This window comes from Pseudomonas machongensis (genome assembly GCF_034961125.1).
GTDB lineage: Bacteria > Pseudomonadota > Gammaproteobacteria > Pseudomonadales > Pseudomonadaceae > Aquipseudomonas > Aquipseudomonas machongensis.
Genome location: NZ_JAYFUI010000073.1, coordinates 1 through 24,941 on the forward strand (window position 1 = coordinate 1; position 24,941 = coordinate 24,941).

26 protein-coding genes are annotated in these 24,941 nt (G+C 63.2%); 11 read left to right on the top strand and 15 right to left on the bottom strand.

All coding sequences use genetic code 11. From position 1 onward, the window contains the following. A partial coding sequence (locus VA602_RS06735) for an ATP-binding cassette domain-containing protein (protein ID WP_323452830.1) occupies positions 1–439 on the bottom strand: 439 nt, incomplete at its 3' end. Between the two features lie 245 nt (positions 440–684). Here VA602_RS06735 and VA602_RS06740 point away from each other — a divergent pair. From VA602_RS06740 to VA602_RS06785, 10 genes are all read left to right on the top strand, one after another. Next, the gene (locus VA602_RS06740; RefSeq protein WP_054894376.1) at positions 685–1,659 is read left to right on the top strand and encodes a KpsF/GutQ family sugar-phosphate isomerase; all 975 of its coding nucleotides are present in this window, start codon (positions 685–687) and stop codon (positions 1,657–1,659) included. Next, positions 1,660–2,184, top strand: coding sequence for a KdsC family phosphatase (locus tag VA602_RS06745; RefSeq protein WP_323452831.1), 525 nt, complete (start codon positions 1,660–1,662; stop codon positions 2,182–2,184). A gap of 8 nt (positions 2,185–2,192) precedes the next feature. Continuing rightward, entirely contained in the window at positions 2,193–2,765 is a 573-nt protein-coding gene (gene lptC, locus VA602_RS06750; protein WP_054894378.1) for an LPS export ABC transporter periplasmic protein LptC, read from the top strand. Further along, complete coding sequence (gene lptA / locus VA602_RS06755) at positions 2,752–3,276, top strand: lipopolysaccharide transport periplasmic protein LptA (protein WP_054894379.1); 525 nt, start codon at positions 2,752–2,754, stop codon at positions 3,274–3,276. The genes lptC and lptA overlap by 14 nt, the downstream gene beginning before the upstream one ends. Then, positions 3,277–4,002: an LPS export ABC transporter ATP-binding protein gene (gene lptB / locus VA602_RS06760; RefSeq protein WP_054894380.1), complete on the top strand. Its 726-nt coding sequence runs from the start codon at positions 3,277–3,279 to the stop codon at positions 4,000–4,002. It abuts the gene before it with no gap. A 173-nt stretch (positions 4,003–4,175) separates the two neighbouring features. Then, positions 4,176–5,669 (top strand): RNA polymerase factor sigma-54, encoded by a 1,494-nt coding sequence (locus VA602_RS06765; RefSeq protein ID WP_323452832.1) that lies wholly within the window; start codon positions 4,176–4,178, stop codon positions 5,667–5,669. Positions 5,670–5,747: 78 nt separating this feature from the next. Further along, positions 5,748–6,056, top strand: a complete 309-nt coding sequence (gene hpf / locus VA602_RS06770; RefSeq protein ID WP_323452833.1) for a ribosome hibernation-promoting factor, HPF/YfiA family — start codon at positions 5,748–5,750, stop codon at positions 6,054–6,056. A 12-nt stretch (positions 6,057–6,068) separates the two neighbouring features. After that, positions 6,069–6,533, top strand: coding sequence for a PTS IIA-like nitrogen regulatory protein PtsN (gene ptsN / locus VA602_RS06775; protein WP_054894383.1), 465 nt, complete (start codon positions 6,069–6,071; stop codon positions 6,531–6,533). A 2-nt stretch (positions 6,534–6,535) separates the two neighbouring features. Continuing rightward, entirely contained in the window at positions 6,536–7,390 is an 855-nt protein-coding gene (gene rapZ, locus VA602_RS06780) for an RNase adapter RapZ (protein ID WP_063543167.1), read from the top strand. Between the two features lie 20 nt (positions 7,391–7,410). Beyond that, on the top strand, positions 7,411–7,683 hold the full coding sequence (locus tag VA602_RS06785) for an HPr family phosphocarrier protein (RefSeq protein WP_065863251.1): 273 nt from the start codon (positions 7,411–7,413) through the stop codon (positions 7,681–7,683). Between the two features lie 29 nt (positions 7,684–7,712). On the opposite strand, the gene VA602_RS06790 is transcribed toward VA602_RS06785, so the two are convergent. The 6 genes from VA602_RS06790 to pmbA all read right to left on the bottom strand — a co-directional run bounded on the left by VA602_RS06790 (position 7,713) and on the right by pmbA (position 12,967). Then, positions 7,713–8,606, bottom strand: a complete 894-nt coding sequence (locus tag VA602_RS06790; protein WP_063543165.1) for a ZIP family metal transporter — start codon at positions 8,604–8,606, stop codon at positions 7,713–7,715. A gap of 11 nt (positions 8,607–8,617) precedes the next feature. Continuing rightward, complete coding sequence (locus tag VA602_RS06795) at positions 8,618–9,229, bottom strand: superoxide dismutase (protein ID WP_063543163.1); 612 nt, start codon at positions 9,227–9,229, stop codon at positions 8,618–8,620. A 1-nt stretch (position 9,230) separates the two neighbouring features. Beyond that, positions 9,231–9,692, bottom strand: coding sequence for a hypothetical protein (locus tag VA602_RS06800; protein ID WP_153772672.1), 462 nt, complete (start codon positions 9,690–9,692; stop codon positions 9,231–9,233). 28 nt (positions 9,693–9,720) lie between these two features. Beyond that, a complete protein-coding gene (locus VA602_RS06805; RefSeq protein WP_153772673.1) occupies positions 9,721–11,097 on the bottom strand; it encodes a class II fumarate hydratase in 1,377 nt (458 codons plus the stop codon). Beyond that, positions 11,090–11,491, bottom strand: coding sequence for a FagA protein (locus VA602_RS06810; protein ID WP_082421003.1), 402 nt, complete (start codon positions 11,489–11,491; stop codon positions 11,090–11,092). Before VA602_RS06810 ends, VA602_RS06805 begins: the two co-directional genes overlap by 8 nt. A gap of 129 nt (positions 11,492–11,620) precedes the next feature. Further along, the gene (gene pmbA / locus VA602_RS06815) at positions 11,621–12,967 is read right to left on the bottom strand and encodes a metalloprotease PmbA (RefSeq protein WP_323452834.1); all 1,347 of its coding nucleotides are present in this window, start codon (positions 12,965–12,967) and stop codon (positions 11,621–11,623) included. Between the two features lie 109 nt (positions 12,968–13,076). Between pmbA and yjgA the strand changes: the two genes are divergently transcribed. Next, the gene (gene yjgA, locus VA602_RS06820; protein WP_063543154.1) at positions 13,077–13,598 is read left to right on the top strand and encodes a ribosome biogenesis factor YjgA; all 522 of its coding nucleotides are present in this window, start codon (positions 13,077–13,079) and stop codon (positions 13,596–13,598) included. Between the two features lie 140 nt (positions 13,599–13,738). Here the strand turns inward: yjgA and tldD are convergent, their stop codons facing one another. From tldD to mreB, 8 genes are all read right to left on the bottom strand, one after another. Next, positions 13,739–15,178, bottom strand: coding sequence for a metalloprotease TldD (gene tldD / locus VA602_RS06825; RefSeq protein WP_054894392.1), 1,440 nt, complete (start codon positions 15,176–15,178; stop codon positions 13,739–13,741). A gap of 2 nt (positions 15,179–15,180) precedes the next feature. Beyond that, positions 15,181–16,032 (bottom strand): carbon-nitrogen hydrolase family protein, encoded by an 852-nt coding sequence (locus tag VA602_RS06830; protein WP_054894393.1) that lies wholly within the window; start codon positions 16,030–16,032, stop codon positions 15,181–15,183. Between the two features lie 8 nt (positions 16,033–16,040). After that, positions 16,041–19,862 carry a YhdP family protein gene (locus VA602_RS06835; RefSeq protein WP_323452835.1) on the bottom strand — a complete coding sequence of 1,274 codons (3,822 nt, stop codon included), beginning with the start codon at positions 19,860–19,862 and terminating at the stop codon, positions 16,041–16,043. Between the two features lie 73 nt (positions 19,863–19,935). After that, a complete protein-coding gene (gene rng / locus VA602_RS06840) occupies positions 19,936–21,393 on the bottom strand; it encodes a ribonuclease G (RefSeq protein ID WP_197892149.1) in 1,458 nt (485 codons plus the stop codon). A gap of 54 nt (positions 21,394–21,447) precedes the next feature. Beyond that, positions 21,448–22,044 (bottom strand): Maf family protein, encoded by a 597-nt coding sequence (locus tag VA602_RS06845; protein ID WP_054894396.1) that lies wholly within the window; start codon positions 22,042–22,044, stop codon positions 21,448–21,450. A gap of 29 nt (positions 22,045–22,073) precedes the next feature. Then, positions 22,074–22,562, bottom strand: a complete 489-nt coding sequence (mreD, locus tag VA602_RS06850; RefSeq protein ID WP_054894397.1) for a rod shape-determining protein MreD — start codon at positions 22,560–22,562, stop codon at positions 22,074–22,076. After that, positions 22,562–23,608: a rod shape-determining protein MreC gene (gene mreC / locus VA602_RS06855; RefSeq protein ID WP_323452865.1), complete on the bottom strand. Its 1,047-nt coding sequence runs from the start codon at positions 23,606–23,608 to the stop codon at positions 22,562–22,564. Before mreC ends, mreD begins: the two co-directional genes overlap by 1 nt. Before the next feature lie 175 nt (positions 23,609–23,783). Continuing rightward, positions 23,784–24,821, bottom strand: a complete 1,038-nt coding sequence (mreB, locus tag VA602_RS06860; RefSeq protein ID WP_323452836.1) for a rod shape-determining protein MreB — start codon at positions 24,819–24,821, stop codon at positions 23,784–23,786. Positions 24,822–24,941 lie beyond the last annotated feature (120 nt).

Genomic DNA, 24,941 nt, shown 5'->3' on the forward strand with positions numbered 1-24,941 from the left:
CTGACAGCTCGTCCGGCATCAGATCGATGGCACCGCGCAGGCCCACGGCCTGCAGTTTCATCAGGACGATGTCGCGAATCATCTCGTCGGACAACTGGGTGTGCACGCGCAGCGGGAAGGCCACGTTCTCGAAGACATCCAGGTCGGTAAACAGCGCACCGCTCTGAAACAGCACCCCCATCTGCTTGCGGGCATCGAACAGGTCGCTGCGCGACAGGGCCGGCAGGTTCTGCCCGCCTACCCAGACTTCGCCACTGGTGGGGCGCAACTGCGCGCCCATCAGGCGCAGCAGGGTTGTCTTGCCGCACCCGGAAGGCCCCATGATGCCGGTGACCTTGCCGCGGGGGATACGGATGTCGACATTGCTGAAAATGCTGCGCGAACCGCGTTTGAAGGTGACCCCCTTCAACTCGACCGCGTAGGCGCTATCCGAACTCATCTAGACTCCTTGCAATGCAGCCTCGTCTACATGGACGCCTGCCTTCATCATGAAGGCACACGCATCCCTGGCGGGCCGAATAGCGGCGAACTATAGCACCGCGCAAAGTTGTCCCCAAGGCCATTTCCCCGAGTCGTTCAGGCACCGTACAGCTATTTTGCAACTTCCTACGACAACTCTAAGGTGAGCGTTTCACACATTGCCGCTATAATCGGCGCCTTTTCATCAGGCATTGCTTTTTCGACATGAGCCAATCCAGCGAGCTGATCCAATCCGCCCAGCGCACCCTGCGCCTGGAACTCGAGGCTGTAGAAGGCCTGCGGGCCCGTATCGACGACAATTTCGTCAAGGCCTGCGAGCTGATCCTGGCCAGCAAGGGGCGGGTTGTCGTGGTCGGCATGGGCAAGTCCGGCCATATCGGCAACAAGATCGCCGCCACCCTCGCCAGCACCGGCACCCCGTCGTTCTTCGTGCACCCGGCCGAAGCCAGCCACGGCGACATGGGCATGATCACCCGCGACGATGTCATCCTTGCTCTTTCCAACTCCGGCAGCACTGCCGAGATCGTCACGCTGCTGCCGCTGATCAAGCGCCTGGGCATCCAGATGATCAGCCTGACCGGCAAGCCCGACTCACCACTGGCACAGGCTGCAGAAGTCAACCTCGACGCCAGCGTCGCCCAGGAAGCCTGCCCGCTGAACCTGGCACCCACCTCGTCCACCACCGCCGCCCTGGTCCTGGGCGATGCCCTGGCCATCGCCCTGCTCGAGGCTCGCGGCTTCACCGCCGAGGATTTCGCGTTCTCCCATCCGGGTGGCGCCCTGGGCCGTCGCCTGCTGTTGAAAGTCGAGAACGTCATGCACGCGGGCGACGAACTGCCCCAGGTGCAGCGCGGCACACTGCTCAAGGACGCCTTGCTGGAAATGTCGCGCAAGGGCCTGGGCATGACCGTGGTCATGGAGCATGACGGCCGCCTGGCCGGCGTCTTCACCGACGGCGACCTGCGTCGTAGCCTGGATCGCAACATCGACGTGCACAAGACGCTCATCGACGAAGTCATGACCGTTCACGGCAAGACCGCCCGCGCCGAAATGCTCGCCGCCGAAGCCTTGAAGATCATGGAAGACCACAAGATCAGCGCACTGGTAGTGGTCGATCACCAAGATCGTCCGACCGGCGCCCTGAACATGCACGACCTGCTGCGCGCCGGAGTGATGTAAATGACCCAGGACCTGATGCAACGTGCCCAAGCCATCAAGCTGGCCGTCTTCGACGTGGACGGCGTGCTGACCGACGGCCGCCTGTACTTCCTCGAGGACGGTAGCGAATTCAAGACCTTCAACACCCTCGATGGCCACGGCATCAAGATGCTCATGGCCTCGGGCGTAACCACCGCGATCATCAGTGGACGCAAGACCCCCGTGGTCGAGCGCAGGGCAAAGAACCTGGGCAGTCCACACCTGTTCCAGGGCCGCGAAGACAAGCTGGTGGTGCTGGACGGCCTGCTCGCCGAGCTGGGCCTGAGCTACGAGCAGGTCGCCTACCTGGGCGACGATCTTCCCGACCTCCCGGTAATCCGCCGGGTGGGCCTAGGCATGGCCGTGGCCAATGCCGCGACCTTCGTCCGCGAGCACGCCCACGGCGTCACCCAGGCACGCGGCGGCGAAGGCGCAGCCCGCGAGTTCTGTGAATTGATCATGCAGGCCCAGGGTACCCTGGACGCTGCCAACGCCCATTACCTGTAGGCCACGCCATGCTCAGCAAGAAACTTCGAAATGCCGTGCTGCTGGCAGCCATCGCTGCGCTGCTGGTGGCGGTCGGCTACTGGAACATCAGCCCCGAGAGCTTCCTCGACAAGCCCACGGCACAGGTCGACGAAAGCGCCATCGACTACTATGCGATCAACGCCCACAGCGTACAGTACCTGCCCGACGGCAGGCTGCAATACGAAATGACCGCGGACAAGGTCGAGCACCTGAAGGCCAGCGAAGTCACCCTGGTGACCACGCCAGACATGCACATCTACCGTGGGACAGCGTTCCCATGGCATGTGCAGAGCGTGCGCGCCGAGGTCAACCCGGACGGTACCGAGGTCGAACTGATCGACAACGTGCGGATCGCCCGCACCGACGAAAAACAACGCGACACCCTGATCACCAGTAGCCGCATGACGGTGTTCCCGCAGAAGCAATATGCGCAGACCGCCCAAGCCGTTAGAATCGACGGCGCCGGTGGCACGACTACGGGTGTAGGAATGAAAGCATATTTGGAAGACGGCAGGATGGACCTGCTGTCCAACGTAAGAGGACAGTATGAGGCTCGTTAAAACCCTCCCCCTTTTGCTCAGCCTGAGCGCAGCACTGGGAAGCGCGAGCGCCTTGGCCCTGCCGAACGACCGTGACCAGCCAATCCGCATCCAGGCGGACAACGCGCATCTGGACGACAAACAGGGCGTTGCCACCTACACCGGCGATGTGATCATCACCCAGGGCTCGATGATGATCAAAGGCAACACCGTGACCATGACTCGCGCCGCCTCGGGCGACATCGACGTCGTGACCTCGGTGGGCAACCTGGCCTACTTCGAGCAACAGCAGAGCGCTGCAAAACCCGACAAGATGAAGGGCTGGGCCGTCACCATCCAGTACCAGGCGCAGAAGGATATCGTCATCCTCACCGACCGCGCCAAGGTCGAGAACGAAGGCAACACCACCGAAGGCGAGAAGATCGTCTACAACACCAAGACCCAGGTGGCGACCGCTGGCCGTGGTGGTAACGTGACCGCACCTCGTCAGCGTATCGACATGGTGATCCAACCGAAGAAAAAGGCCGAGTAAATGGCAACCCTCAAAGCCCAGCACCTGGCCAAGAGCTACAAGGGCCGCCAGGTCGTCCGCGACGTCAGCCTGTCGATCGACAGCGGCCAGATCGTCGGCCTGCTCGGCCCCAACGGCGCCGGCAAGACCACCTGCTTCTACATGATCGTAGGGCTGGTCCAGGCCGACCAGGGCCGCGTGCTCATCGACAGCAACGATGTCAGCCATCAGCCCATGCATGGCCGGGCCCAGGCAGGCATCGGCTATCTGCCGCAGGAAGCGTCGATCTTCCGCAAGCTGTCGGTCGCCGACAACATCATGGCCATCCTCGAGACACGCAAGGACCTGGACCGCGATGGACGGCGCAAGGAGCTGGAAAGCCTGCTGCAGGAGTTCCATATCAGCCACATCCGCGACAACCTCGGCATGAGCCTGTCCGGTGGCGAACGCCGTCGCGTCGAAATTGCCCGCGCCCTGGCGACTGCGCCGAAATTCATCCTGCTGGACGAACCCTTCGCCGGCGTCGACCCGATTTCCGTGGGTGATATCAAACAGATCATCCACCATCTGAAGGCCAAGGGCATCGGCGTACTGATCACCGACCACAACGTGCGCGAAACGCTCGACATCTGCGAGACCGCCTATATCGTCAACGATGGTCAACTGATCGCCGAAGGCGACGCCGAGACCATCCTGGCCAACCAGTTGGTCAAGGAAGTCTACCTGGGCCACGAGTTCCGACTCTGACGCCCGGGAGCTGCCTGGAGCATTGGAAATGCCTGGTGAAACGGGCTTAAGTGTTACAGTGCTCTAGGCAAACGCTACAATTTCAGGCATATAACTTGCTTAAGATTTGGCGCTTCGGCGCCCTGTAGTGGATGGCGCATGCGCGCCGGCGAACAAGGTATTAAGCCCCAGCCATGAAACCATCGCTCGTCCTAAAAATGGGCCAGCAACTGACGATGACCCCGCAGTTGCAACAGGCCATCCGTCTGCTCCAGCTCTCCACCCTGGACCTCCAGCAGGAAATCCAGGAAGCGCTGGAATCCAATCCGATGCTCGAACGTCAGGAAGACGGCGACGACTTCGACAACAGCGATCCGATGGCGGAAAACGGCGAAAGCAAACCTGCCGCCGAAGCCCAGGACAACAGCTTCCAGGAAACGACCGTCAGCACGGAAAACCTCGAAGAAGGCGAGTGGAACGAGCGCATCCCCAACGAATTGCCGGTCGACACGGCCTGGGAAGACATCTACCAGACCAGCGCCAGCAGCCTGCCCAGCAACGATGACGACGAGTGGGACTTCACCACCCGTACCTCTGCCGGCGAAAGCCTGCAGAGCCACCTGCTGTGGCAGCTCAACCTGGCACCGATGTCCGACACCGACCGCCTGATCGCGGTCACCCTCATCGACAGCATCAACGACCAGGGCTACCTGGAAGACAGCCTCGAGGAAATCTACGCCGGGTTCGATCCCGAGCTGGACATCGAGCTGGATGAAGTCGAAGCGGTGCTGCACCGCATTCAGCAATTCGAGCCGGCCGGCGTCGGCGCCCGTAACCTGGGCGAATGCCTGTTGCTGCAGCTGCGCCAGCTGCCGGCGAGCGTGCCGTGGATGGCCGAAGCCCAGCGCCTGGTTACCGACTACATCGACCTGCTCGGCAGCCGCGACTACAGCCAGCTGATGCGTCGTATGAAGCTCAAGGAAGACGAGCTGCGCCAGGTCATCGAGCTGGTGCAAAGCCTCAATCCGCGCCCGGGTTCGCAGATCGAATCCAGCGAGCCGGAGTACGTGATCCCGGACGTCATCGTACGCAAGGACAGCGACCGCTGGCTGGTCGAACTGAACCAGGAAGCGGTGCCTCGCCTGCGAGTCAATCCGCAGTATGCAGGCTTCGTCCGCCGCGCCGACACCAGCGCCGACAACACCTTCATGCGCAACCAGCTGCAGGAAGCGCGCTGGTTCATCAAGAGCCTGCAAAGCCGCAACGAGACGCTGATGAAAGTGGCCACGCAAATCGTCGAACATCAGCGCGGCTTCCTCGATCATGGCGACGAAGCCATGAAACCGCTGGTGCTGCACGACATTGCCGAAGCGGTAGGCATGCATGAATCGACCATTTCGCGGGTCACCACACAGAAGTACATGCACACCCCCCGCGGCATCTACGAATTGAAATACTTTTTCTCCAGCCACGTGAGCACCGCCGAAGGCGGCGAATGCTCGTCTACGGCGATCCGCGCGATCATCAAGAAACTGGTGGCCGCGGAAAATCAGAAAAAGCCATTGAGTGACAGCAAGATCGCTGGTTTACTGGAGGCACAAGGCATCCAGGTAGCCCGCCGCACCGTCGCCAAGTACCGCGAATCGCTGGGGATTGCCCCGTCGAGCGAGCGCAAGCGATTGATGTAGCGCCGGGATGTGCCACAGCGTTTCAGTGGCAGGTGCAATACCTGCCTCTTTATGCACGGGCAACAAAGGAGAAGCTGTATGCAAGTCAACATCAGTGGCCAGCATGTAGAAGTCACCCAACCACTGCGCGAATACGTGCTCGAGAAGCTCGCCCGCGTGGAAGGACATTTCGACAAGATCACCAATGCAACGGTGATCATGAAAGTCGAAAAGCTGCAGCAGAAGGTTGAAGCGACACTCCAGATTCCCGGCGGCGAAGTGGTCGCCAACGCAGAACACCAAGACATGTATGCCGCGATCGACTCACTGGCTGACAAGCTCGACCGCCAACTGAAAAAACACAAGGAAAAACAGCAAAGCCTGCTGCAAGGTGCAGCTGCCCGCTGATCCCCCTCATCCATGATCCGACTTGAAACCATCCTGACCCCCGGCCGTTCCCTCGTGAACGTGCCGGGCGGCAGCAAGAAGCGCGCCCTGGAAAAGGTCGCCAACCTGATTGCCGAGCAAGTACCTGAGCTTGCGATGCAAGACGTCTTCGAAAAGCTCATCGCTCGCGAAAAACTGGGCTCCACCGGTTTCGGTAATGGCATCGCCATTCCTCATTGCCGCCTGGAAGGTTGTACTGCCCCCGTCAGCGCCCTGCTGCATCTGGACGCTCCCATCGACTACGACGCCATCGACGGCGCCCCCGTGGACCTGCTGTTCGTGCTGCTGGTCCCGGAAGCGGCCACCGATGCCCACCTCGAACTGCTGCGCCAGATCGCCAGCATGCTCGATCGCAAGGAAGTCCGTGATCGCCTGCGTGCCGCCGACAGCAGCGAAGCCCTCTACCAGGTAGTCCTGGACGCACAGAACGAGCACTGAACATGCGCCTGATCATCGTCAGCGGCCGGTCCGGCTCCGGCAAGAGCACCGCGCTCGATGTGCTGGAAGACAACGGCTACTACTGCATCGACAACCTGCCCGCCGGGTTGCTGCCGCAGTTGGCGGAAAACGCGCTGATCAATACCGAACTGATGCAACCCAAGGTCGCCGTGTCCATCGATGCGCGCAACCTGCCAAGCCATCTGTCGCGCTTCCCCGAATTGCTCGAGGACGCTCGCGCGCGTCACATCCAGTGTGACGTGCTGTACCTGGATGCCGACGAGGACACGCTGCTCAAGCGGTTCTCCGAAACCCGCCGTCGACACCCTCTGACCAACGCGGACCGTTCGCTCGCCGAAGCGATCCGCGTCGAAAGCGAACTGCTCGGCCCCATCGCCGACCTCGCCGACCTCAAGATCGATACCACCAGCCTTAATCTTTACCAGCTGCGTGACTCGATCAAGCTGCGCCTGCTCAACCAGCCTGAACCCGGCACCGCTTTTCTCGTCGAATCCTTCGGTTTCAAACGCGGCATGCCGGTGGACGCCGATCTGGTGTTCGACGTGCGCTGCCTGCCAAACCCTTACTGGAAACCCGAGTTGCGCGAGCACTCTGGCCTTGAAGCGCCAGTGATCGAGTACCTGGCAGCACAACCGGACGTCGAGGAAATGTTCCAGGACATCTCCAGCTACCTGTTGAAGTGGCTACCGCGCTTTGCCGCCAGCAACCGCGCCTACGTCACCATCGCCATCGGCTGCACCGGCGGACACCACCGCTCTGTCTATATCACCGAGCGCCTCGGACAACTGCTGCAGCAAACCCTGAAAAACGTCCAGGTCCGTCACCGCGACCTCTAACCCACAGGATCCACCCCACGATGCCCGCCCGCGAAATCACCATCATCAACAAGCTGGGCCTGCACGCCCGGGCGGCAGCCAAGTTCGTCGGCGTGGCCGGGAAGTTCCCCTGCCAGGTTCGGGTCGGGCGAGCCCCCGATAAGTTGGTGGACGGCAAGAGCATCATGGCAGTGATGATGCTGGCCGCGGGCAAAGGCACCCAAGTGCACCTGCAAACCGAAGGCGAGCAGGACAACGACGCACTGGATGCGCTGGTGGCGCTGATCAACAATTATTTCGACGAAGGCGAGTAAGCTCCCGCCCCGTCCCTTGCCTGACAGCCTCAGGACATCGCAGTGTCCATCACCATCATCAGGCAGAAGCCGATGCATAACCCCAGGCTTGCCAGGCGATGATTGCCATTGCTGCGTGACTCGGGAATGATTTCCTGGGTCACCACCAGCAACATCGCTCCTGCCGCACACGCAAGCCCAAGCGGTAGCAGCAGCTCGGCAACATTCACCAGCCAGGCACAGATCACCGCCGCCACCGGCTCCACCAGCCCGGATGCAGCACCGATCAGGAAGGCCTTGAACCGCGACATCCCAGCCCCCGCCAACACCAACGCGATCACCAGCCCCTCCGGCACGTCCTGCAGGGCAATGCCCATGGCCAGGCTGTCGGCGTCTGGCATGCCGCCGCCAGCGGAAACACCAATGGCCATGCCTTCCGGGATGTTGTGCGCGATGATCGCGGCTACGAACAGCCAGATCCGCGCAGCGATCACCGGCTGATTGCCTTGCCCGACCATGGACTCCGGCGAAACCCCGGAGATTCTCAAGTCGACCAGGAACAGGCACAGCGCCCCGAACAACAACCCGGCACTGACCAGGCCACCGGCGCCCCAAGGGCTGAAGCCAATGGACTGAGCCGCATCAAGGCCTGGGATGATCAGAGAGAACGCGGTGGCTGCCAACATCACCCCGGCACCGAAGCCAAGCAAGGTGTCAGCCACCGCCACCGGCATGTTGCGGATCACCAGCACCGGTACCGCGCCCAGCGCCGTGCCCAGTGCGCACAATGCACCGCCTTCAAGCGCACGTAACATGCGCGGCTCCAGGTCCAACCAGGCGATGCCCCGCGCTACCAACAGCGCGGTGCCGACGAGCAACAGCAAAGTCCCAAGCGCCAGTCGGAACAGGCGCACACTGCTGACAGACATCACCTCGGAGCGCATGACAGATCGACTCACTTCAGGGCTTCAAGGTAGCGACGCTCAACTTCCGTCCAATCGACGACGTTGTAGAAGGCACCGATGTATTCCGGACGACGGTTCTGGTACTTCAGGTAGTAAGCGTGCTCCCACACGTCCAACCCCAGGATCGGTGTGTTGCCGTGCATCAGCGGGCTGTCCTGGTTGCCGCTGCTCTCCACCACCAGCGTCTTGGCCGGGGTCACGCTGAGCCAGGCCCAACCGCTGCCGAAACGGGTCAGCGCAGCCTTGGTGAACGCCTCCTTGAACGCCTCGAAGCCGCCGAGTTGCGTATCGATGGCTTGGGCGACCTGCCCCTGGGGTTGACCACCGCCCTTGGGTGACATCACGGTCCAGAACAACGCATGGTTGGCATGGCCACCGCCCTGGTTGATCACCGCTCCTTGCAGCTTTTCGGGCAACTGCTTGACCGCGCCGACCAGCTTGTCGATCGGCCATTCGGCCCACTCGGTCCCTTCGATGGCGGCGTTGAGGTTGTTCACATAGGTCTGGTGGTGCTTGCTGTGGTGAATCTCCATGGTCTGGGTATCGATGTGCGGCTCCAGCGCATCGTAGGCGTAAGGCAGTGCAGGCAAGGTGTGGGGCATGTCAGTGAATTCCGTATGCAGGTGAACGGTGGGTGGCATCCGGCCGGGCAGCCAGTTCGCTCGCTTCAGGTGCATGGCGATTGAGCAAGCGCTCGGTGCGTGGGTACTGGCCGTATTCGGCGATAAAGCTCAACAGCTCGGTGTAGGTACGCCCGCTGTGGCGCAACGCGGCATCACGCAGGGCCTGGGGCAGGCGCGACTCCTGACTGGCCTGGAGCAGCCGCTGATGGGCCGCACACAGGTAATCGGCGCTTTCGTGGGGCTGATTCAGGCGCAGGTGCAGGTCAGCCAGGTTGTGGTGGGCGATGACAAAGGCCGCCACCGCCTCGTCAACGTCATGCCAGCGCTCGAACAGCACCTGCGCCAGGGCCAGGGCTTGCAGGTAGTGCTCCCGGGCGTCTACCAGCTCGCCTTGGTCGAACAGGCGATTAGCGGTTTCCGTAGTGCGTTTCCAATGCTGCATGACGTGTCTCCTGGGCGAGGACCGTGGATCAGATACCGCCAGCGGTGAGTTTTTCCGGATCCAGCAGGGCCTCGAGCTGATCACGCGACAAGTCGGTATGCTCCAGCGCCACCTCCACGATCGGGCGACCTTGCTTGTAGGCGGTCTTGGCAATCTCGGCGGCCTTGAGGTAGCCGATGATCGGGTTCAGTGCTGTGACCAGGATCGGATTGCGCGACAGCGCCTCCTTGAGCTTCGGCTCATTGACCTTGAAGCTGGCGATCGCCTTGTCTGCCAGCAGGCGACTGGCGTTGGCCATCAGCTCGATGCTCTCCAGCAGGTTGCGGGCGATCACCGGCAGCATGACATTGAGTTCGAAATTACCCGACTGGCCGGCGACGGCGATGGTCGCGTCGTTGCCGATAACCTGCGCGGCAACCATCGCAGTGGCCTCGGGGATCACCGGGTTGACCTTGCCCGGCATGATCGAGGAGCCCGGTTGCAGCCCCTCGAGCTCGATTTCGCCAAGTCCGGCCAGGGGGCCTGAGTTCATCCAGCGCAGGTCGTTGGCGATCTTCATCAGCGCGACAGCGGTGGTCTTGAGCTGGCCGGACAACGCCACGGCCGTGTCCTGGGAGCCGATCAGGGCGAACAGGTTTTCCCCAGGGGTGAACGGGATACGGGTCAGGTCGCTCAGTTCACGGGCAAAGCCCACGGCGAATTGCGGGTGGGCATTGATCCCGGTGCCGACCGCTGTGCCGCCCTGGGCCAACGCCTGCAGGGCGGGCAAGGTGGCTTCCAGATGCGCTTGAGCACCCTTGATCTGTGCCGCCCAGCCCCCCAGGACCTGGCTCATGCGCACCGGCATGGCATCCATCAGGTGGGTGCGGCCGGTCTTGACGTAACGGTGAACCTCGACAGCCTTGGCCTCGATCACCTGAACCAAATGCCCCAGCGCCGGCAGCAGTTGCTCGTGCAAGGCCAGCGCCGCGCTGACATGAATGGTGGTCGGAATGATGTCGTTGCTGCTCTGACCGCAATTGACATGGTCGTTGGCGTTGATCTTGTCACCTAGCACCCGGCTGGCCAGGGTAGCGATCACCTCGTTGGCGTTCATGTTGGAGCTGGTGCCGGAGCCGGTCTGGAACACGTCCACCGGGAAATGCTGGATGAAGTCCTCGGCCAGCAGTTGCTCGACCGCCTTGACGATGGCACCGCCCTGCTCCGCGCTCAGTTGCTCCAGCGCGATGTTGGCCTTGGCTGCTGCGGCCTTGGCCAACAGCAGTGCCCGAATGAACTGCAGCGGCATGCGCTGGCCGCTGACCGGGAAGTTGTCGACCGCGCGCTGGGTCTGGGCACCATACAGCGCCTGGGCAGGCACCTGCAGTTCGCCCATGCTGTCACGCTCGATACGGGTATTACTCATCATCGGATCCTTGCATCAGTTCATCGGGGGAAATCGAAGGCAGCAACACGCAACTGGCCAGTTGCATCGCATAGGGCTGCCAGCGCTCGTTCTGCTCGCAACGGTCGAGGTTGCGCAGGTCAAGCAGCGGGCGCCAGGCCTGATCAAGGCACTGGCAGCGCCAATGCCAGGGCAACATGCGGTCGCAGGCGGTATCCAGCAGCAGACGGAAGGAGGTCAACGCCACGGTCCAGGGCGAGGTCTCGGTGCAACAGACCAGATAGCGCCCCTCGGCCAGATAGTGTTCGATCAGCCGCGGTTCGTCCGGCTCGAGGGCACAGCGGATGCGCCGACTCAACCAGCGCCAGTTTTCCAGGTAGGGCAATTCGTGGAGGACGGTTTTCATGAACATCATCGCCGGGGTTTATGGATAATGATATTCATTATTAATTGATAATTAGAATCACTTCAAGGGCGGAGCCACAAACAAAAAACCCGGCACGATGGCCGGGTCTGTCGTCAAGCGTGGGTCAGCGGTGCGCCGTCAGCTACCGGCGACGGTCATCCGTTCGATCAGCACCGAACCGCTGTGAATATTGCTGCGCGTTTCAATATCGCTGCCAATTGCCACAATCTGCTGGAACATGTCTTTCATATTGCCGGCGATGGTCACTTCCTGGACCGGGAACTGGATTTCACCGTTCTCCACCCAGAAACCCGCAGCGCCACGGGAGTAGTCGCCCGTTACCATGTTCAGGCCATGCCCCATCAGTTCGGTCACCAGCAAGCCGCGCCCCATGCGACGGATCAGTGCAGCCTGGTCTTCGACGCCATGGGTGACGAACAGGTTATGCACCCCGCCTGCGTTGGCGGTGCTGGGCAGTTTGAGCTTGCGACCGGCATAGGTACCCAGGATGTAGGACACCAGTTCGCCCTTGTCGATGAACGGTTTGGCATAAGTGGCCAGGCCATCGCCGTCGAACGCGGCACTGCCCAGCGCACGTGGAATGTGCGGACGCTCGTCGAGGGTCAGCCAGGTCGGGAACAGACGCTGGCCCAGGGTGCCTTCAAGGAACGACGACTTGCGGTAAAGGTTGCCGCCAGAGATCGCCGACAGGAAGCTGCCGAACAACCCGCCAGCCAGTTCCGCAGCGAACAGCACCGGCACCTCGCAGGTCGGCACTGGACGTGCGCCCAGACGGCTGGCGGCACGCTGGGCAGCGCGCTGGCCAATACTGCGCGGGTCGGCCAGCAATTGGCCCTGGCGATTGACGTCATACCAGTAGTCGCGCTGCATCTGCCCTTCGCCTTCGGCGATCATCACACAGCTCAGGCTATGGCGCGTCGAGGCATAGCCACCGATGAAGCCGTGACTGTTGCCATACACCCGCACGCCCTGGTGCGGGTTGAGGGTGGTGCCGTCGGCATTGAGAATACGCTTGTCGGCATCGAAGGCGGCCGCCTCGCACTCCAGGGCCATCTCGATGGCACGCTCGGGCTCGATGTCCCAATCGTGGTAGAGGTCGAGGTCGGGCATTTCACGCGCCATCAGTGCCGCGTCGGCCAAGCCCGAGCACTCATCCTCTGAGGTGTGCTTGGCAATGGCCAATGCAGCAGCCACTGTTTCGCGAATGGCCTCCGGACCGCTCGCCGAAGTACTGGCCGAGCCCTTGCGCTGGCCCACGTAGAGGGTGATGCCAAAGCCCTGGTCGCGGTTGAACTCGACCGTTTCGACCTCGCGCTGGCGCACGCTGGTGGACAGGCCCTGCTCCAGCGAAACCGCCACCTCGCAGGCACTGGCGCCCTGGCGGCGTGCTTCGGCAACGATCGCCTCGACCTGCTCCTGCAACGCTGGCAGGTCCTTCGGACCTATGCTCTGGACTGCACTCATGGTTTTCTCCACTCAAATTCTGCGTTCGGCGAGGGCCATTCTTCGACCGGGCCGGACAAAGCGGCCCCCGACTGGTTATCATGGCGGCGATTTCCTGCGGACTGCCACCATGGTTGATTCATACGACGACGCCTTCGACGGCGAAAAAAGCAAGACCCAGATCAAGCGCGAGCTGCATGCGCTGGTCGAACTCGGCGAGCGCCTCACCACGCTCAAGCCCGATATCCTCGCGCGCCTGCCACTCACCGACGAGTTGCGCAAAGCACTGGAGGAAGCGTCCAAACACACCGCCCACGGTGCCCGCAAACGCCACATGTCGTTCGTCGGCAAGCTGATGCGCGTACAGGACCTGGAGGCCATCCATGCGCTGCTCGAGCAGATAGACAGCTCCACGCGCCAGTACAACGAACGTTTCCACGGCCTCGAGCGCTGGCGCGACCGGTTGATCGACGGCAACGACGAAGACCTCGAGCGCTTCGTCCAGGAGTTCCCCGATACCGATCGCCAGCAACTGCGCTCGCTGATCCGCCATGCCCAGCACGAAAAGGCGCGGAACAAGCCGCCTGCCGCTGCGCGCAAGGTGTTCAAGTACATCCGTGACCTCGACGAGCTGCAACGCGGCCTGCGCTGAGCACCGCCCCCGACCGCTTGTAGGCGCGGCATCGCGTCGCGAAAGGGCTGCACGGCAGCCCCGTCTGTGTCGCCGAGATCTCGAGGCCGCCTGGCGGCCTTTGCGCGACACAAGGCCACTCCTGCAGGCAGGGCTTGTCATCAAGCCCCGGTACCGCCCACGGTGATCGCGTCCAGCTTCAGGGTCGGCTGGCCAACACCAACCGGCACCGACTGCCCATCTTTGCCACAGGTACCGACTCCGCTGTCCAGGGCCAGGTCGTTACCGACCATCGACACTCGGCTCATCGCCTCCGGCCCATTGCCGATCAGGGTCGCGCCCTTGACCGGCGCGGTGATCTTGCCGTCTTCGATCAGGTACGCCTCACTGGTGGAGAACACGAACTTGCCACTGGTAATGTCCACCTGGCCGCCGCCGAGATTGGCGCAGTAGATGCCCTTCTTCACCGAGGCGATGATCTCCTGCGGGTCACTCTCGCCGGCGCGCATGTAGGTGTTGGTCATGCGCGGCATCGGCAGGTGCGCGTAGGATTCGCGTCGACCATTGCCGGTCACCGCCATACCCATCAGGCGGGCATTGAGCTTGTCCTGCATGTAGCCCTTGAGGATGCCGTTCTCGATCAGCGTGGTGCATTCGGTCGGCGTGCCTTCGTCATCGACGCTCAGCGAACCGCGACGGCCTTCCAGCGTGCCGTCGTCGACGATGGTGCACAGCTTCGACGCCACCGCCTCACCGATCCGCCCGCTGTAGGCCGAGCTGCCTTTGCGGTTGAAATCACCTTCCAGACCGTGGCCGACCGCTTCATGCAGCAGTACGCCCGACCAACCCGGACCGAGCACTACCGGCAGCGTGCCGGCCGGTGCAGGTTGCGCCTCGAGGTTGACCAGCGCTTGGCGCAGCGCCTCGCGGGCATAGCCCATCACCCGCTCTTCGGTGAAGTAGCGGTAGTCGGTACGCCCGCCCCCGCCCTGGCCGCCCCGCTCGCGGCGACCGTTGTGTTCGACGATGACGCTGACGTTGAAACGCACCAGCGGCCGCACATCCGCGGCCAGGCTGCCATCGGCCGCCGCCACCAGGATCCGCTCCCACACGCCCGCCATGCTCACGCTGACCTGCTGGATACGCGGGTCGAGGGCACGGGTGGCAGCATCGACGCGCTTGAGCAGTTCGACTTTCTCGGCGCGGCTCAGGACATCGAGCGGGTTGCCCGGTGCGTACAGGGCGGTCACGTCCTGGCTGCGGAAGGCCTGCACCTTGCCGTTCTGGCCGGCGCGGGAGATCGAGCGGGCGGCGCGCGCCGCTGACGTCAGGGCTTCAAGGTTGATTGCGTTGCTGTAGGCGAAGCCGGTTTTCTCGCCAGACAATGCACGCACGCCGACACCTTGGTCGAGGTTGAAACTGCCTTCCTTGACGATACCGTCTTCCAGTGCCCAGGTTTCCGAGATCTGCCCCTGGAAATACAGGTCGGCAGCGTCGATGCCGGGCCCTGCCAACTCACCCAGCACAGCCTGCAGGCTGTCCAGGGTCAGTCCGCCCGGGGCCAGGAGCTGCTCGCTGACGGTGGATAACATCTGGCTCATAGTCACTCCGAGGTGTGCGCAGGTCGCAAGGCGTCCTGCGAGAAAAAGCGCCGGTGCGAAACGACCGGCATGCGCGCCCGTATGGACGCTTGTTCTTCAGCGTCGCGCTCGGCGAGCAATATCGCTTCGCCATGCGCATGTTCGGCGACGATCCGCCCCCAAGGGTCGACGATCGCCGCATGGCCATGGGTCTCCCGCGGGCCTGGATGGATACCGCCCTGCGCGGCGGCCAGCATGTAGCACTGGGTTTCGATGGCGCGGGCACGGATCAACACTTCCCAATGTGCCGCGCCGGTCACCGCGGTGAACGCCGACGGGGCGCTGATCAGCTCGGCCCCGGCAGCGCGCAGGGCGCTGTAGAGCTCGGGAAAGCGCAGGTCGTAGCACACCGACAAGCCCAGGCGTCCAACCGGCGTATCGGCCACCACCACCTGCGCGCCATGGGCGTAATCGTCCGATTCGCGGTAGCGACCGCGGTTGTCGGCCACGTCCACATCGAACAGGTGCAGCTTGTCGTAACGCGCGGCGATCTCGCCGTGCTCGTCAACCAGCAGCGAGCAGGCATGGGCCTTGGCCTCGGGCTCATCGACCGGCGGCAACGGCAAGGTGCCGGCAACAATCCATAACCTGAGGTCGCGTGCGGCACGTTTCAACCATGGCAGGATCGGGCCTTCGCCAAGCGCCTCGGCGCGACCGATCGCCGCCGCATCGCGCCGCCCCATGGCCGCGAAATTCTCCGGCAGCACCGCCAGCCGTGCACCGCTGTCAGCGGCCTGCTCCAGCAGCACGTGAGCCCGCTGCAGGTTGGCCAGTACGCCGTCCTGGCTGACCATCTGGATCACTGCTGACTTCATGACCACTCCTAGCGCGATTTATCGAAAGGTTTCACAAAGGTGATTTTAGGCTCTTTGACCGGACCTTCGACCCGATAGTGCACGCTGGCGAAGCGCGCGACCCGATCGCCGATCAGCCGATCGACAAGGAACAACGCGCCGCCGACCGCAGGTGCCCCGACGATCAGCGCCGCCAACGGCAGGTTGTTGGTGACCGGCAGGGTCACCTGCAGGTTGGCATCGATACGGTCGCGCACAAAGTCGAGGGTGCCATCGAGCTCGAAATTGCTGGAGGGGCCGGTGACAGCGATCGGTTCACGGGTGACATAAACGCCCTCGCTGGCCACCAGCAGGCCCTTGACCCGATCATAGGCCAGCCCCTCGCCGAACAGGTCGGAGAAGTCCAGGCGCAGACGACGACCAATGGAGTTGAAGTTGAGCAGGCCGAACACCCGCAACGCCTGGGCGCTCCCCTCGACCTCGACGAACTGGCCGGTGCGCAGCGAGGCATCGAGGCTGCCGGAGAATCGCTTGAGGTTGACCCAGGCCGGCGAACCCGGCCAACGACCATCGACATCCATGCGGAAATCGCGGCTGGTGACCGTGGGCGCGAAGCCCCAGGCCTTGAGCACGTCACCCAGGTCCTTGCCGTCCAGGCGCCCCTTGTACCAACTGTTGGTGCTGCCGGGAACACCTTCCCAGCCGCCGCTGCCGTCGATGTGAAGGCCCTTGAGATTGAGGTCGATGTCGTCCAGCGACACACCACGGGCATTCGGCCGCAGCTTGACCGAGGCGCTGCCGAACAGGTCATCACCGCGATACAACTTGTCGATACTCAGGTCCAGGACCGGCGCCTTGCGCGGGTCGAAGGTGGCCAGCGGATCAGGCGCATCTTCGGCCTGGGCCTCCTGCGGATCGGCCGGCGGCAGGCGCAAGGTCTGCAGTTTGACCACCATGGGCGCGGCCTTGGCATCCGGGATCCGCGCATTGCCGATCACTTCCTTGCTGTCCAGGCGCAGGTCCCAGGCGCTGGCAACACGAGCCAGACGCACCACTGCCTGGTTGAGGTCGGTGCCGAATGCCTTCAACTGGCCAATGCTCACATCCACGCTCTGCAGGCCCTGTCGTGCGCTGCCACCTGGGTCTTGACCTGCGTATTTGTCCAACTGCTGCTGCCAGGGCTCAAGGTCCAGCGATTCGAGGCGCCCACGCACCCGCAGGCCCTGGCCGCCCGGCACGCTCGCCTCGCCACCGCCGAGCACCAACTCGCCGCGTCCCTGGGCCAGCTTGTCGAGCGAAGCCGCATAGGCCAACCGTGCCACATCGGCGTAGCTCGCATCAAAGCGCCGCTCGGCACCTTGCAGGTTCATGCTGAAGCTACTGTCGCGTGACTCGCCCGCCGTTTTGCCGAAGGGCGCTGGCAGGTCGATGGTCAGCCCCTTGAGCGACGAGTTGACGCTCAGGCGAGTGTCGCGGCTCCCCAGGCTGACCTGAAGTTGATAGGGGATATCGCCCGAGGCCGGGAGTGCCTGCTTGAACTGCAGCCAGTCGGTCAACGACTTGAGCGGCACCTGGCCGGTGGCGTTGATCCGGGTCTGAATCTGGCCACCCTGCCCTTCGGCGAGAATCTGCGCGGTCACCGGCCTGTCGAAGGCCTGGAGGCTGATGCCCTTGCCGCTCAAGCCCTTGTCGAGGTCGAAGGTGAAGTCACCCTTCAAGCGGCTCAGATCGAGTGCCGGCGGCTCCACCTTGAGGCGAGCATCCGAAGTCGAGAAATCCACCAGCACCTTGGGACGCAGACCGTGCTCCAGCGGGATGTCCAACTTGACCTTGCCCTGCAGCGGGCCCTCGCCTTCCCAGCCGGCGAAGATCTCGCCAGTGCCGATCGGTGCCTCTTTCAGAATCTTCAGGCCGTCGCCCAGGCTGCCGTCGAACTCGCCGTCCAGGTACAGGCGGCTATGCTGGTCGCCCTCGACATGGGGAATGTTGACGCTGACATCACTGACCCGGGTGTCGAGCAGCAGACCCTTGCTGGCCTGGATGCGCACACCGGTATCCTCGATGTAGACATTGCCGTCCACCTGCTGCACCTGCGGCCAGCCCGGCTGGAAATCGAGCGCTGCGTCATGCACCTTGAAGAACAGGCTGATACTGCGCGAATGCGCCGGGGCGTTGTGGTTCAGCGATCCCTGATACTGGAAATAGCCCTCGTCGACCGCACCCTTGACGATGGCACTGCGAAGCCACTCATCCAGCGCCGGGCTGAGCACTTCCGGCAGGTACTTGGCCGTGTAGCGGCCATCGCCCTGGGTGAGGCCGACACGCAGGTCCATATAATCGGCCTGCTCTTCGTGGAACCTGAAACGAATGAGAAAATCGGCGGCGATCTTGCCCTCATCGCCCAGCACCTTGATGTAGGGCGCGATGAGGGTGAAGCCGTCCTTGTCGAGCGCCCAGGTCAGGCGGGCATTGGCTTTCTGGTAGTGCCAGGGTTTGCCGAAGATGGGGTACAGATGCAGCATGAAGGCATCGGTATCCAGGCGTAGTTCGCCGTGCCCGAGATCGCCGCTGATGCTGCCGCTGACATTGCCCGCTGCGGGCGCTCCGTGATACGCATCGAAGCCGATCTTGTCGAGATTGGCGGCGAACTGCAGGCGCTGGTCACCTTCGGCATGGGGACGGATGTCGAGCTGGACGTTACGCAGCGTGCCGGTCACGTTAAGGGCGTCGACGACGGTCATCAGGTTGTCCGGCAGCGGTGCCAGGCCATCGATCAGCGGGGTCAGCGGCGTCAGGTCGAGACGATCGGCCTGGACATGCCACACATCCTCGGCAGCCTCCTGCCCAGGACGCTGGCGCGCTTGCAAATGTGTTTCCCAGCGAGTTTCACCGATACTCGCAGCCAACGAATCGACCACGATCTCGTAGCCCTCCTTGCCGCGGCGCACCCAACTGGACAGCGCCAGGTTGTCGAGAGTCACGGTCTTGCGCCCGGCATAGGCGCCGCGCAGCTGCGGCGCGTTCAGGCGGGCGACGGCGCGCTGCAAATGGCCTTTGTTCCAGTCGATCCAGAATTCGCCCCCCGCACGCAGGGTCTTGGCTCGCCACTGCCCGAGCAGGCTTGGCGGCACCCAGCGGGCCCAATCGCTCTGCGGCAGGCTGACATAGGCCTCCAGGTGTCCGTCGCGCCAGGCGTCGGGGGTGGCGCGGCTGCGCAGGTTCACCGCCAGGGGCTGACCGTCGGGCAGGGTCGCGCGCATCTCCAGGCGCTGGCGCGACGGACCGGCTTGCAAGCCAAGGCTGACATAGGTGAGCGTGACCGAATCACGGCGCCACGGCTGGAAGGTAACCTGGCTGTCGAACACATCGACCCTGCCCAGTTGCTGGAGGCGTTGCAGCAATTGGGCAGGGTCGAGGGGCGCATCGTCTTTCTTCGGCAGGCCTTCAAGGGTCCAGGCACCTTGCTGGTCTTCATGCAGGATCAGTTGCAGGCCGCCGAGCTGGACATGCGCCAACCGCACTTCGCGAGCCTTCAAGCTGGCCCACAGGTCGGGCACCAGCTTGACGTCATCCAGGCGCAAGGCTGCAGAGCCTTCGCCCAATTGCAGGTCGCGCAGCCTGAGCACCGGGGCCAGACCACTCCATCGCCCTTCGAGCGCCCCCACATGCACAGGCAAACCCAAGGCTTGCTGGGCCTTGTCTTCGAGGTCGGCCCGGTATTCGGCCACCAACGGCACCAGTTGCCGACCGAGGCTGACATACAGTGCCACCAGCACCGCGAGCAAGGCGCACAGCCCCAGCCCCCAACGGGTCAACGCGCCTAGAACGCGGGTCAGACGTTCCATGGCCATTGCCCTCCGAGTCGTCCATTAACTATGGCCGCAAGCGGTGTTTTCGCCACTGGGCGAACGGTTTCAGAACGCGTCAGAGCAGCACCACATCATATTGTTCCTGGGAATACATGGACTCGACCTGGAAGCGAATGGTTCGCCCGATGAAGGCTTCCAGTTCGGCGACGTTGCCTGACTCTTCGTCCAGCAGCCGATCGACTACCTTCTGGTTGGCCAGCACGCGGTAGCCTTCTGCCTGGTAAGCCCGCGCCTCACGAAGAATTTCGCGGAAGATTTCGTAACAAATAGTCTCTGGCGTCTTCAGCTTGCCGCGCCCCTGGCAGGCCAGGCAGGGCTCGCACAGCACCTGCTCTAGGCTTTCACGGGTACGCTTGCGGGTCATCTGTACCAGGCCCAACTCGGTAATGCCGATGATATTGGTCTTGGCATGGTCGCGCTCGAGCTGCTTTTCCAGCGTGCGCAGGACCTGGCGGCGGTGCTCTTCGTCCTCCATGTCGATGAAGTCGATGATGATGATGCCGCCGATGTTGCGCAGGCGCAGCTGTCGCGCAATGGCGGTGGCCGCTTCGAGATTGGTCTTGAAAATGGTCTCTTCGAGGTTGCGATGGCCGACGAAGGCGCCGGTATTGACGTCGATGGTCGTCATCGCCTCGGCAGGATCGACCACCAGGTAGCCCCCGGACTTGAGCGGCACCTTGCGCTCCAGGGCGCGCTGGATCTCGTCCTCGACCCCATAGAGGTCGAAGATCGGCCGCTCGCCGGGATAATGCTCGAGGCGGTCGGCGATTTCGGGCATCAGCTCACCCACGAATTGCGTGGTCTTCTGGAAGGTTTCCCGCGAGTCGATGCGGATCTTCTCGATCTTCGGATTGACCAGGTCGCGCAAGGTGCGCAACGCCAGGCCGAGGTCTTCGTAGATCACTGTCGGCGCACCGCAGGCCTGGATCTGGCTGCCGATCTGCTCCCACAGGCGACGCAGGTAGCGGATGTCCTGGAGGATGTCTTCAGCACGCGCGCCCTCGGCGGCGGTGCGCAGGATGAAGCCGCCGGCGTCCTTGATCTTCTCTTGCGCCATCGAGTCGCTGACCACCTGTTTAAGACGGTCACGCTCGGCTTCGTCCTCGATTTTCAGCGAAATGCCGACATGGCTGCTGCGCGGCATGTACACCAGGTAGCGCGACGGGATCGACAACTGGGTGGTCAGGCGCGCGCCCTTGGTGCCGATGGGGTCCTTCGTCACCTGCACCACCAGGGCCTGGCCTTCGTGGACCAGTGCGGTGATGGTCTCGACCGCCGAGCCTTCACGCTGGGAGATCTCCGAGGCGTGGATGAACGCCGCACGCTCCAGACCGATATCGATGAAGGCGGCCTGCATGCCGGGCAGCACACGCACCACCTTGCCCTTGTAGATATTGCCGACGATGCCACGGCGCTGGGTGCGCTCGACATGCACCTCCTGCAGCACTCCGTTCTCCACCACTGCCACGCGTGACTCCATCGGCGTGATGTTGATCAGGATCTCTTCACTCATGGCAGGCTCTCGTCAAAGGTCTTCGGTAATGATGGATCGCTGTCGGGCGGCTGGCTAGCGCTGGACGGTATCCTCATGCTGCCAGCAGGGAATGCCGAACTGCTCCAGCAACTCGGCGGTTTCGCTCAGGGGCAGGCCGACCACGGCCGAATAACTGCCTTCGATGGCGCTGACGAACACCGCGCCCAGGCCCTGGATCGCATAGCCACCGGCCTTGTCCAACGGTTCACCGCTGTCCCAGTAGCGACATGCTTCATCGAAAGAGATAGTACGGAAACGAACCTTGGTCGCCACGCAAAGGCTCAGGGAGCGCGTGCCGTCGGTCACGGCCACAGCAGTGAGCACCTGGTGCTCGCGCTTGGACAGGTCGCCCAGCATCGCCAGGGCGTGCTCGCGGTTTTCCGGCTTGCCGAGGATCTGGCCGTCGAGCACCACGGCAGTATCGGCGCCGAGCACCACGCCCGGGGCATCGAGCAGGTTGAACCCGGCCACCGCCTTGGCTTGCGCCAGGCGCTCGACGTAGGCCTGGGCGGCTTCGCCAACCTGCGGGGTTTCGTCGATGGGGGCGCTGACCACGGTGAATGGCACGCCAATCTGCGCCAGCAACTCACGTCGACGTGGGGAGCCGGAGGCCAGGTGCAGTCGAGTCATGGGGACATCTCCGTGTCAGTGGCGACGCGTCAGTGGATATGCAGGCGTCGGCGCATGCCGCGCAGGGCGAAGCTGATCCAGGGCCAGAGCAAGGCGCTGATCACCGCCGACCACACCAGTGCAAGCGTCGGCAGGCGATTGCCGGTCAGGGCGCTGAGCCACAGCTGGATCAACTGGGCGATGCCGAACACCACCAGGATCACCAGGCTCTGCTGCCACATGGGGAACATGCGCAGGCGTTGTTGCAGGGACAGCACCAGGAAGGTGATCAAGGTGAGAATCAACGCGTTCTGCCCCAGCAGGGTGCCGTAGAGCACGTCCTCGGCCAGGCCGAGCACGAAGGCGGTGGTCATGCCGACCTTGCTGGGTACGGCCAGGGTCCAGAACGCCAGCAACAAGGCCAGCCACATGGGGCGGAACACCTCCATGAACTGCGGCATCGGCGTGACGCTGAGCAGCAGGCCGATGACGAAGGTCAGCCAGATGGCCCAGCCGTTTCTGCTGCGGGTACTGGCCATCATTCTCTCCGGGGCTGTGCAGGCGACGCGGGTGCGGCTGGCGGGTGTGAGGTGGACGAGCCGTGGGCTGGCGCGGTGGCGGCAGGTGCTGGCGCATGGGCCGGTGCGCCGCTCGCAGGCGCAATTGCCGGTGCTGGCACGGCTGCCGGCTTGGCACTCGCACCGTCCTGACGGTCGGCCTCTTCCTGGGCGATCGCTGCATCAGTGGCACGCTGCTCAGGCGTACGTCGATCGCTGAACACCAGTAGCATATAGCGGCTGCGATTGAGGGCGGCGGTAGGAATGGCGCGAACGATGGCGAACGGCTGACCGGAGTCGTGAATTACCTCGTTGACCGTGGCCACTGGATAACCGGCCGGGAAACGCTGCCCCATGCCGGAGCTCACCAGCAGATCGCCTTCCTTGATGTCGGCGGTATCGGCCACGTGACGCAGTTCCAGGCGCTCCGGGTTGCCGGTGCCGCTGGCAATGGCGCGCAGGCCGTTGCGGTTGACCTGCACGGGAATGCTGTGGGTGGTGTCGGTCAGCAGCAGCACGCGCGAGGTGTAGGGCATCAGCTCGACCACCTGGCCCATCAGGCCGCGGGCATCGAGCACCGGCTGGCCGAGGAACACACCGTCGCGCTCGCCCTTGTTGATCAGGATGCGATGAGTGAAGGGATTGGGATCGACCCCGATCAGCTCGGCGACTTCGACCTTTTCGTTGACCAGTGCCGAAGAATTGAGCAGTTCGCGCAGGCGCACGTTCTGCTCGGTGAGCGCGGCCAGCTTCTGCAGACGCCCCTGCAACAGCAGGGCTTCGGTCTTGAGCTTCTCGTTTTCGGCGATCAGCTCGGTGCGGCTGCCGAACTGCCCGGCCACGCCCTGCCACAGACGCTGCGGCAAGTCGGTGACCCAATAGGATTCCATCAGCACCAGCCCCATCTGGCTGCGTACCGGCTTGAGCACGTCAAAGCGCGAGTCGACCACCATCAGCGCGACCGACATCACCACCAGCACGAGCAGACGAACGCCCAGCGAAGGGCCCTTGGAGAAAAGCGGTTTAATGGGCCGTTCCTCGTGGACGACGATTCAAGCGGTCATTGCACGAGGTCAATGCAACCACCAGCCTGCGGATTGACGGAAACGACGCCCGACGGACGTCAACAGCGCATACAGGTAGCACTGTGCGTGCCACCTGTAAACCAGGCGATCTTCAGCGACGGCTGGACAGCGCCAGGACTCACTCGCTGGAGAGCAGGTCCATGGCGTGCTTGTCCATCATCTCCAGCGCACGACCACCGCCACGGGCGACGCAGGTCAGCGGGTCTTCGGCAACGATCACCGGCAGGCCGGTTTCCTGGGCCAGCAGCTTGTCGAGGTCACGCAGCAGCGCGCCACCGCCGGTCAGCACCAGGCCACGCTCGGCGATGTCGGACGCCAGCTCCGGCGGCGACTGCTCCAGGGCACTCTTGACCGCCTGGACGATGGTCGCCAGCGATTCCTGCAGCGCCTCGAGCACTTCGTTGGAATTCAGGGTGAAGGCACGTGGTACGCCCTCGGCCAGGGTGCGGCCGCGCACGTCGACCTCGCGGACTTCGCCGCCCGGGTAGGCGGTACCGATTTCCTGCTTGATGCGCTCGGCGGTGGATTCACCGATCAGGCTGCCGTAGTTGCGGCGCACGTAGGTGACGATGGCTTCGTCGAAACGGTCGCCGCCCACACGTACGGATTCGGCGTAGACCACACCGTTGAGCGAGATCAGGGCGATTTCGGTGGTACCGCCACCGATGTCGACGACCATCGAACCGCGGGCTTCCTCGACCGGCAGGCCGGCACCGATGGCGGCAGCCATGGGCTCTTCGATCAGGAACACTTCACGGGCACCGGCGCCCAGCGCCGATTCACGGATGGCACGGCGCTCGACCTGAGTCGACTTGCACGGTACGCAGATCAGCACGCGTGGGCTGGGCTGCAGGAAGCTGTTTTCGTGCACTTTGTTGATGAAGTACTGCAGCATCTTCTCGCAGACGCTGAAGTCGGCGATCACGCCATCCTTCATCGGACGAATGGCAGCGATGTTGCCGGGAGTGCGGCCGAGCATGCGCTTGGCTTCGGTACCGACGGCCACGACGCTTTTCTGGTTGCCGTGGGTACGGATGGCAACAACCGAGGGCTCATTCAGGACGATACCGCGCTCACGCACGTAAATAAGGGTGTTGGCAGTACCCAGGTCGATGGACAGATCGCTGGAAAACATGCCACGCAGTTTCTTGAACATGGGAAAGTGACCCTGGGGAAAGCGTGGGTAAAAAAGTGCGGCAAACTCTAACAATGGCAGGGATTTTGGGCAAGGAGCCAATATGTTAAATTGGCAGTTTTTCCGAGCACGCCAGCCGAT

Bases quoted from the DNA above. Each gene is read 5' to 3' on its own strand.
- yjgA (WP_063543154.1), top strand. From the start codon at position 13,077: ATGGTTGATTCATACGACGACGCCTTCGACGGCGAAAAAAGCAAGACC.
- VA602_RS06845 (WP_054894396.1), bottom strand. From the start codon at position 22,044: ATGACTCGACTGCACCTGGCCTCCGGCTCCCCACGTCGACGTGAGTTG.
- VA602_RS06740 (WP_054894376.1), top strand. From the start codon at position 685: ATGAGCCAATCCAGCGAGCTGATCCAATCCGCCCAGCGCACCCTGCGC.
- VA602_RS06745 (WP_323452831.1), top strand. From the start codon at position 1,660: ATGACCCAGGACCTGATGCAACGTGCCCAAGCCATCAAGCTGGCCGTC.
- mreD (WP_054894397.1), bottom strand. From the start codon at position 22,562: ATGGCCAGTACCCGCAGCAGAAACGGCTGGGCCATCTGGCTGACCTTC.
- hpf (WP_323452833.1), top strand. From the start codon at position 5,748: ATGCAAGTCAACATCAGTGGCCAGCATGTAGAAGTCACCCAACCACTG.
- VA602_RS06765 (WP_323452832.1), top strand. From the start codon at position 4,176: ATGAAACCATCGCTCGTCCTAAAAATGGGCCAGCAACTGACGATGACC.
- VA602_RS06790 (WP_063543165.1), bottom strand. From the start codon at position 8,606: ATGCGCTCCGAGGTGATGTCTGTCAGCAGTGTGCGCCTGTTCCGACTG.
- lptA (WP_054894379.1), top strand. From the start codon at position 2,752: ATGAGGCTCGTTAAAACCCTCCCCCTTTTGCTCAGCCTGAGCGCAGCA.
- VA602_RS06785 (WP_065863251.1), top strand. From the start codon at position 7,411: ATGCCCGCCCGCGAAATCACCATCATCAACAAGCTGGGCCTGCACGCC.
- VA602_RS06800 (WP_153772672.1), bottom strand. From the start codon at position 9,692: ATGCAGCATTGGAAACGCACTACGGAAACCGCTAATCGCCTGTTCGAC.
- pmbA (WP_323452834.1), bottom strand. From the start codon at position 12,967: ATGAGTGCAGTCCAGAGCATAGGTCCGAAGGACCTGCCAGCGTTGCAG.
- VA602_RS06830 (WP_054894393.1), bottom strand. From the start codon at position 16,032: ATGAAGTCAGCAGTGATCCAGATGGTCAGCCAGGACGGCGTACTGGCC.
- VA602_RS06835 (WP_323452835.1), bottom strand. From the start codon at position 19,862: ATGGCCATGGAACGTCTGACCCGCGTTCTAGGCGCGTTGACCCGTTGG.
- rng (WP_197892149.1), bottom strand. From the start codon at position 21,393: ATGAGTGAAGAGATCCTGATCAACATCACGCCGATGGAGTCACGCGTG.
- lptC (WP_054894378.1), top strand. From the start codon at position 2,193: ATGCTCAGCAAGAAACTTCGAAATGCCGTGCTGCTGGCAGCCATCGCT.
- VA602_RS06805 (WP_153772673.1), bottom strand. From the start codon at position 11,097: ATGAGTAATACCCGTATCGAGCGTGACAGCATGGGCGAACTGCAGGTG.
- ptsN (WP_054894383.1), top strand. From the start codon at position 6,069: ATGATCCGACTTGAAACCATCCTGACCCCCGGCCGTTCCCTCGTGAAC.
- VA602_RS06795 (WP_063543163.1), bottom strand. From the start codon at position 9,229: ATGCCCCACACCTTGCCTGCACTGCCTTACGCCTACGATGCGCTGGAG.
- VA602_RS06810 (WP_082421003.1), bottom strand. From the start codon at position 11,491: ATGATGTTCATGAAAACCGTCCTCCACGAATTGCCCTACCTGGAAAAC.
- mreB (WP_323452836.1), bottom strand. From the start codon at position 24,821: ATGTTCAAGAAACTGCGTGGCATGTTTTCCAGCGATCTGTCCATCGAC.
- lptB (WP_054894380.1), top strand. From the start codon at position 3,277: ATGGCAACCCTCAAAGCCCAGCACCTGGCCAAGAGCTACAAGGGCCGC.
- rapZ (WP_063543167.1), top strand. From the start codon at position 6,536: ATGCGCCTGATCATCGTCAGCGGCCGGTCCGGCTCCGGCAAGAGCACC.
- tldD (WP_054894392.1), bottom strand. From the start codon at position 15,178: ATGAGCCAGATGTTATCCACCGTCAGCGAGCAGCTCCTGGCCCCGGGC.